Raw genomic sequence first — 6,453 nt, 5'->3', positions numbered from 1 at the left:
ATTCATGTCTCAAACGGCACCATTAATACCGTGACGGATAAGCTTCTTCCGGAGCTTCAGGCATGGCGTGAACGACCTTTAGAAGCGGTTTACCCCATTGTCTGGCTCGATGCCATTCACTATAAAATCAAAGAGAATGGCCGTTTTATCAGCAAAGCTGTTTACACCATCCTCGGCCTCAATATTGACGGCAAAAAGGAGCTCCTGGGGCTTTATTTATCCGAATCAGAAGGCGCCCATCACTGGCTGAGTGTGTTGACCGATCTCCATAATCGAGGCGTTCAGGATATTCTGATTGCCTGCGTAGACGGCTTAAAAGGCTTTCCAGAAGCCATAGAAAGTATTTACCCGAAAACTGAGGTGCAACACTGCATCATTCATCAAATTCGCAACTCGATGAAGTACGTGGCCAGCAAAAACCAGAAAGCCTTCATGGCCGATTTAAAATGCGTGTATAAAGCCGCAACACTGTCCGCTGCCGAGAGCGCGTTGGATGATTTAGAAGCCAAATGGGGCGATAAATATCCCATCGTTATTCAATCCTGGCGCAATAAGTGGGCGACACTCTCAGCGTATTTTAAGTATCCGGATTATGTTCGAACCGTTATCTACACAACCAATGCCGTTGAGGCGGTACACCGCCAGTTCCGAAAACTGACCAAAACCAAAGGCGGTTTTAGCAATGAGAGTAGCTTGCTTAAGTTGCTGTACGCGGGTATGTTAAAAGCAACTGAGCGCTGGTCGCACCCGGTGCAGAACTGGAATCTGACACTGTCTCAGCTAACCATCCACTTTGAAGGTCGACTGGATGGTCACATAGATTTATGAAAAATTGGCTGACACAGAATATTGAACACTCTCGGGTCATCTGGTGATCTCGCCTCAAAATCACCAGTTGTCGGATCATAAAAAGTGGCTTGTCCTCCGCCACCTTCTGCAAAATCTTCATTAGTATCCGGTTCATCACCTTCAGCGGTGAAAAACTTCAAAATCAAACCTATAAAAGATAAAAAATCATTCATAATCATCTCACTTATCGGACATGTCCGATTTTTTCCGACCTTCTCTGGACTTAAAAAAGCCAATCCCGAGATACTTCTATGGCTTCTTAGCTCTAAATCGATTAACTCACAACAAGCTTTGGCATATCAAAAATAAAAATTAATCATCAAATCGCAGAGCTCTTCTACATAACACTTTCTTAATAAACCCTAGCAATGAAATCTGTATTAATAAAAACAATCCCATTGAACCACCAGAAGTCCCTCCATCACCACTGGCCGCACCTGAATCAGTGACAGATACAGAAACGCTTTCCCCATTAGACAGTTCGACAGAGAATGAGCCTGTCTTGTTGCTTAGCAAATTGATATTAACGCTTTTCGACGTATCACCAGAGCTAAACGTTATTGTCTCATCAAGTGCTTCAAAATCAGTCCCGGAAACAAGGCTACCATCCACTGTAGAAATAGAAATTGAGCTCTCACCTTGGGTTTCTCCAGAACGACTTACTGTTACGGTCGCAGATTGACCCGCAGTCGAGTTGCCCGCTGATAATGTATAATCAACATCAGGAACTTCGTTATCTTCTATCGTAACTAACGTTTCATCAAGAAGTTCATCATCCGACTCTAAACGAACAAGAAAAACTCTATCCCCCTTAAACTTGTCATCGTCTTTAGTCGAGATAGCAATTTCCTTTTCAGATTCACCATCTGAAAAAACAAGGCGCTCCGTAATTTTTTCAAAGTCTTCGGCAACAGCAGAATTTGCTTCATCCCGAGCATAATCAGACTGAATATCGACAACGTACTCTCCGTCTAAACCATTTGAGCGCGTTATCAGTATTTTCGCATCATTGCCTTCAACAACAGAAATATTGTCATTCAGAGCAAAATCACCGGGAGAGCCGGAATAGTCATCCATCAAGGTTAGTGTGGATTCGCCCCCTGCTACAGTTGCTTTGTAAGGGTAAACTAACGATAATTTTATTTGCTCGTCACCTTCATTCTTTGCGTCTGCCACAACGCCCAGTTCAGCAATAGCTGTTGATTCACCAGGGGCGAAAGTAACCCGTTTATGAGCGTCTTTTAAATCTGTAGTTGTTGAGCCTGTATCACTGCCGGCAACTAATAGTACAGACGACTCCTCCGATATATCTCCAGTCCGAGTTAAGCTCACTTCTGCGAACCCTTGGTTTTCACCAGCAGTGTATGACGCTTCAGTGAAGCTGACAGATCCTAAAGTTAGGGGTTGCTCTCTGCGATTACTTGCTGAAGCTTTCGTTTGACGAATAACATGAGCATTATCAGCATAGCCGCTTTCACCACAAACCATTCCGTCAGAATTAGCTTCTGAAGATGAAAAGAAAAGGTGCTTGTCAGAAAGGCTTGCGCTTCCCAGTGACCACATAATGGTTTGTTTTCCATCACACTCATAAGCTCTTGCAATATCGTATGTTGCAGAAGCGCGCCCACCGCCTTCTTCATGGTGAGCATCAAGGTTGTGGCCCAGCTCATGCGCTAATGTTAACCCGACTACTTCATTATCAGGTGAAAGAATGATTTCGTCCGCGATAGATGACACCTCACCACCTTGTGACGCCGCACCTAACTTATCCTCTCTGCTTGGGTCTCGATAATCTGTAACGTATAGACCGATATCAGCACCAAACTGTGTGTAAGCCAAATATTCAGGGTAATTATCCTGGTAATTGCCGTTTTCATCATAGTATCCGTCCGGATTTAAAAGGCGACCGCTAAAAATTGAATTAGAGCTTTTAACGATCACATCACCGTTTTCGTCCGTCTCTTCCTCATACGGCTGATCATCAGGGATTCCAGTTACTGCTCTTAATTCAATAACATTGAACTGAACACCGGTTTCTGAGGTTGCGTGAATATCGTTTACTTTATTGATCAGATTGTTAACTCGATTATAAAGCGCCTCAAACCCTCCAAGACGTTTTTTATAAACAGGTTGATAAAAGACAACAATATCTATCGTTGCTGTACCATCTGAGGCTGCGGCCATCGTTACAGGGCGCTCATGTGAAGTAGGCTCAAACGCATCTTGTGCCAAAACAGGTAAACTCAATAATAAAGAACTTACTAATAAGGCTTGTTTAAACATCGGGCATCCTTTCCAAAAATATACTCACTATAACCTACAAAACAAAATGTAAACTTTCAATTTAATAAAAAGTTAAATTTAGCTAACTTGTGATTTTGCGGACATGTCCGCACGGACTAAGGAAGAGGTTGTTTCTCCTTAGTTAATGAAGTAAATTACAAGTATAAACACTAAGGCGCGTGGGCTGCCGCTATCACCAAGAGGAGAAATTAAAAACACAAAATGCCCGAACCCTTCAAGTAATATCGCCAAGATATTTCGGCTAGTTAGCCGCTTGAGTAATTACCCCAGCTTATTTTAGATAGCTTTAAAGGTGCGCCTTTATTGCGGGGTTAAAAACTCACCAACTACTGACATTACTCAATATTCGGGCTTTTTCTTTGGTTATTCAGGAGCCCTTATGAGCAAACTCGGATACGCACTCAATCAGTTAATTAAAAAGCAGCGAGGTGGTTCTTTCGCTACCCGCGCAGCTTCGAAACGAATCTTCAATTTAATCGCTAAAGAGCTTATTCAAAACGGATACAAAATCAAAAGTCCTGATCAGTTAAAGCCGAAGCACATAGAATACCTAGTCACTAAATGGCGTCAAAATGAACTCTCAGCTTCTACTATAAAAAACAGAATGGCTGAGCTTCGCTGGCTCAGTGCACAAATAGGTAAACCCAATATTGTCCATCGCACCAACGACGCATACTCAATAAGTCGTAGGGTCTTCGTTGGGACGAATAAAGCGCACAACCTGGACATGTCCAAGCTTCAAAATATTCAGGATATACCAACAAAATATTCCTTACTTCTCCAATCACACTTTGGACTTAGAAAAGCTGAATGCATCCACTTTAATGCAGCATACGCTTATAAAGAGGAGCACATTTATCTAAAAAGCACATGGACTAAAGGAGGCAAAGCCCGTTCTATTCCTATAAAAACTCAAGGGCAGCGAGATTTGCTCAACGAAATTAAGGCAAAGTTCGGCTCTAAGTCGCTAATAGCTGACAACCGTAACTTTAAAGAGCAAATGAAAGTTTATGAGTACGAAACATGTCGTGTGGGTTTAAATAGAAATCATGGATTAAGACACCATTTCGCTCAAGTTCGATTCAAAGAAATTAGTGGCTACAGCTGCCCACATCAAGGTGGGAAATCCAGACAGGAAATGTCAAAGGAAGAGAAGAAAATCGATAACAACTTTCGCAAGCAGTTAAGTCAAGAGCTTGGGCATGAACGAATACAGATTACAGCTATGTATATTGGATCTTAAAATAGATGAGGTTACACCGCTCATTCAATCCCATCAGCTCATCTCAGCCGGGAACGAACATAAACTAAAAGCATTCAGGACCTAAAACGAAGCATGAACCATCTGAGCCACAATAGATGCGAGTGGTTAACCTTTGATGAGGTAATGCTTAAGTTTTAAGGTACCAAACCGACATGCGACGGCAAGGAAGATAAAAAGCGGAATTGCAGCTATTTGCCCAGGTACCGGCGGAATAGAATCGAGCAACCGACTACCAAATGACCAAGCAACAAGGGTTCCCGCCCAGAACAGGAAAAGTTTTGGCAAGAACGAAGCAATCAAATTGAAGAACAACGCCAACCTAATTTTTTCGTGCCGTGGAATTTCTTGTGTTTTGAGCACCATTGCAACAAAAAAACTAAATAGAACACTTATAAAAAGCATCAGAAAGAAACTATCAGCCGAGTAACGCATATTCAAAATTATTGTCACCCAAGGATAAAACTTGGTGTCATCAGTCACCTTTTCTTGAAACACCAGCACAACAAGAAGAGTCATAAGAGCGGGAGTGAAGAGGAAGCACATAGCTCCAGACTTTAGGGTATGCCATATGAACTTCAACTATTGCTCCTTAAGCTGAATGAGTCTATCAAGTTAAACACCGTTCCCAACTGGAATTCAAGCTAATCATTCCTTTCCCGCCAATACGGCTTTATGCTTTGGGGAACAGTAATAATTTTCATCAATAATTCTTTTAATAGCTAATACAACGATTTTATCAGCCAGCGTATTATCAATTATATGTGACGAGTGGGCTCTTGGCGAAATGACAGATTTTAACTCGTCAAAGGAAACAAGGTTATGAGGGTAGTAGACATCAACTGATGGCATTTTTTCTTTTACTTCTTCAATAGCCTCACGTCCAAGGTGGTTCGCTGCATTAAAACACTCATTACAAACTTTTATATCATAAATATAAGAGTCGCGTTCATTACTATGAGTACGTATTGTCTTGACCTCGAATACCCAAGGATTTTTTTTTGACGGCTTGAGACAATCATACTTGCAACGCTCACAACAAGGGCATGTCCAGTCCTCGCTGTAGCTCACCCAACTGCGCCCCCTTGTATTCGACAAATGAGCAATTTGCCCTTTCGAGGGCTTACTTTTGATCTGAGGCTTAATTCTTTCTCGCCAAGATGAATGATGACCCTTAAATGGCATCGTGTTGTAGAGTAGCTTCTCAGGCTCCCAGTGTAGGGCATTTAACCCGCAACGATTAAACAGAAAAGCCGCTGTTCTTTCAGTTTGTTTTGCTGTTGGTTTGGAAGGCTGATACCAATGAGAGTTACTTGCTGCCAGTTCAGCTATGTACTTTGCTAGTTTCATTCTTTTACTAAATATATCTATGTTTTTTTGCCAAATGACAGATGCAGCCTGAATATCTAATTCGTGCTCTTGGTTGGCCTTTGGTTTAACAAAGTGAGCTATTTCACTTGGGGAAAAAGAAAAGTTTTGATGTGCATTGCACTTAATTTTGGCTAAGCCATCAGCCTTGTTGCAGTCTGAACAAATTACAGTATTATCATATGCCGATATCGCATAAGATGTTCTTATAGCAAAACGTTCAGCCAGTTCATTTGCTACAACGTGCTCTTTAACTGATGAAGCTTCTTCAAACATCGTTCGAACGATATCCTTCATATGATCATGGTGTTCATGTAATTGACAAGAAGCATATCCCCGAGAATCAAGCTTAGCAATCTGTGGCTTTTTCCTTCTACAAGAGGGGCACTCCCAACCCATTGCCGTACTTACCCACCATTTATTTAGATGAGCACCTTTAGCACCTAAATCATCTACTATCTGCTGTGTTTGTACTGAGAACTCTGCATCAAACAAAGGGTTACCACCGGTACTAAAGAATTCTTTTAATTCACTTACACTATAAAACCTGTCAATACTCACCTTCCACCGCCTTGATTTTTTCAGTGAACTTTTTTACCACGAATTGCCTTCTACTTTATTTTATCCGCATTTGCTTCAAGCCCTAGGCTGATTCTCCTTAATGTATAGCT

General features: G+C 41.7%; 6 protein-coding genes. 2 read left to right on the top strand and 4 right to left on the bottom strand.

Annotation, left to right across the window (positions count from 1 at the left end; translation table 11 throughout):
• Window positions 1-828 (top strand): IS256 family transposase (locus DET62_RS12375; RefSeq protein WP_133660293.1); only part of this gene is annotated, 828 nt, incomplete at its 5' end.
• Here DET62_RS12375 and DET62_RS12370 read toward each other — a convergent pair.
• Both DET62_RS12370 and DET62_RS12365 read right to left on the bottom strand, forming a co-directional pair.
• The gene (locus DET62_RS12370; protein WP_133660292.1) at window positions 813-1,022 is read right to left on the bottom strand and encodes a hypothetical protein; all 210 of its coding nucleotides are present in this window, start codon (window positions 1,020-1,022) and stop codon (window positions 813-815) included. The genes DET62_RS12375 and DET62_RS12370 overlap by 16 nt on opposite strands.
• A 139-nt stretch (window positions 1,023-1,161) precedes the next feature.
• Window positions 1,162-3,132: a Calx-beta domain-containing protein gene (locus DET62_RS12365; protein ID WP_110014000.1), complete on the bottom strand. Its 1,971-nt coding sequence runs from the start codon at window positions 3,130-3,132 to the stop codon at window positions 1,162-1,164.
• A 400-nt stretch (window positions 3,133-3,532) separates the two neighbouring features.
• Between DET62_RS12365 and DET62_RS12360 the strand changes: the two genes are divergently transcribed.
• Window positions 3,533-4,396: a phage integrase N-terminal domain-containing protein gene (locus DET62_RS12360; protein ID WP_110014001.1), complete on the top strand. Its 864-nt coding sequence runs from the start codon at window positions 3,533-3,535 to the stop codon at window positions 4,394-4,396.
• Window positions 4,397-4,522: 126 nt separating this feature from the next.
• Here the strand turns inward: DET62_RS12360 and DET62_RS12355 are convergent, their stop codons facing one another.
• Together DET62_RS12355 and DET62_RS12350 are read right to left on the bottom strand one after the other, a co-directional pair.
• On the bottom strand, window positions 4,523-4,996 hold the full coding sequence (locus DET62_RS12355) for a hypothetical protein (RefSeq protein WP_110014002.1): 474 nt from the start codon (window positions 4,994-4,996) through the stop codon (window positions 4,523-4,525).
• A 66-nt stretch (window positions 4,997-5,062) separates the two neighbouring features.
• Complete coding sequence (locus DET62_RS12350) at window positions 5,063-6,343, bottom strand: hypothetical protein (protein ID WP_110014003.1); 1,281 nt, start codon at window positions 6,341-6,343, stop codon at window positions 5,063-5,065.
• Window positions 6,344-6,453: the final 110 nt, after the last annotated feature.

The organism is Idiomarina sp. H2 (assembly GCF_004364275.1).
Taxonomy (GTDB): domain Bacteria; phylum Pseudomonadota; class Gammaproteobacteria; order Enterobacterales; family Alteromonadaceae; genus Idiomarina; species Idiomarina loihiensis.
Note: the sequence above shows the minus strand (reverse complement) of the source record. Positions and strands in the feature narration are given on the sequence as shown.

Excerpts from the sequence above, each read along its gene's own strand:
- DET62_RS12370 (WP_133660292.1), bottom strand. The coding sequence starts at position 1,022 with ATGAATGATTTTTTATCTTTTATAGGTTTGATTTTGAAGTTTTTCACC.
- DET62_RS12365 (WP_110014000.1), bottom strand. The coding sequence starts at position 3,132 with ATGTTTAAACAAGCCTTATTAGTAAGTTCTTTATTATTGAGTTTACCT.
- DET62_RS12360 (WP_110014001.1), top strand. The coding sequence starts at position 3,533 with ATGAGCAAACTCGGATACGCACTCAATCAGTTAATTAAAAAGCAGCGA.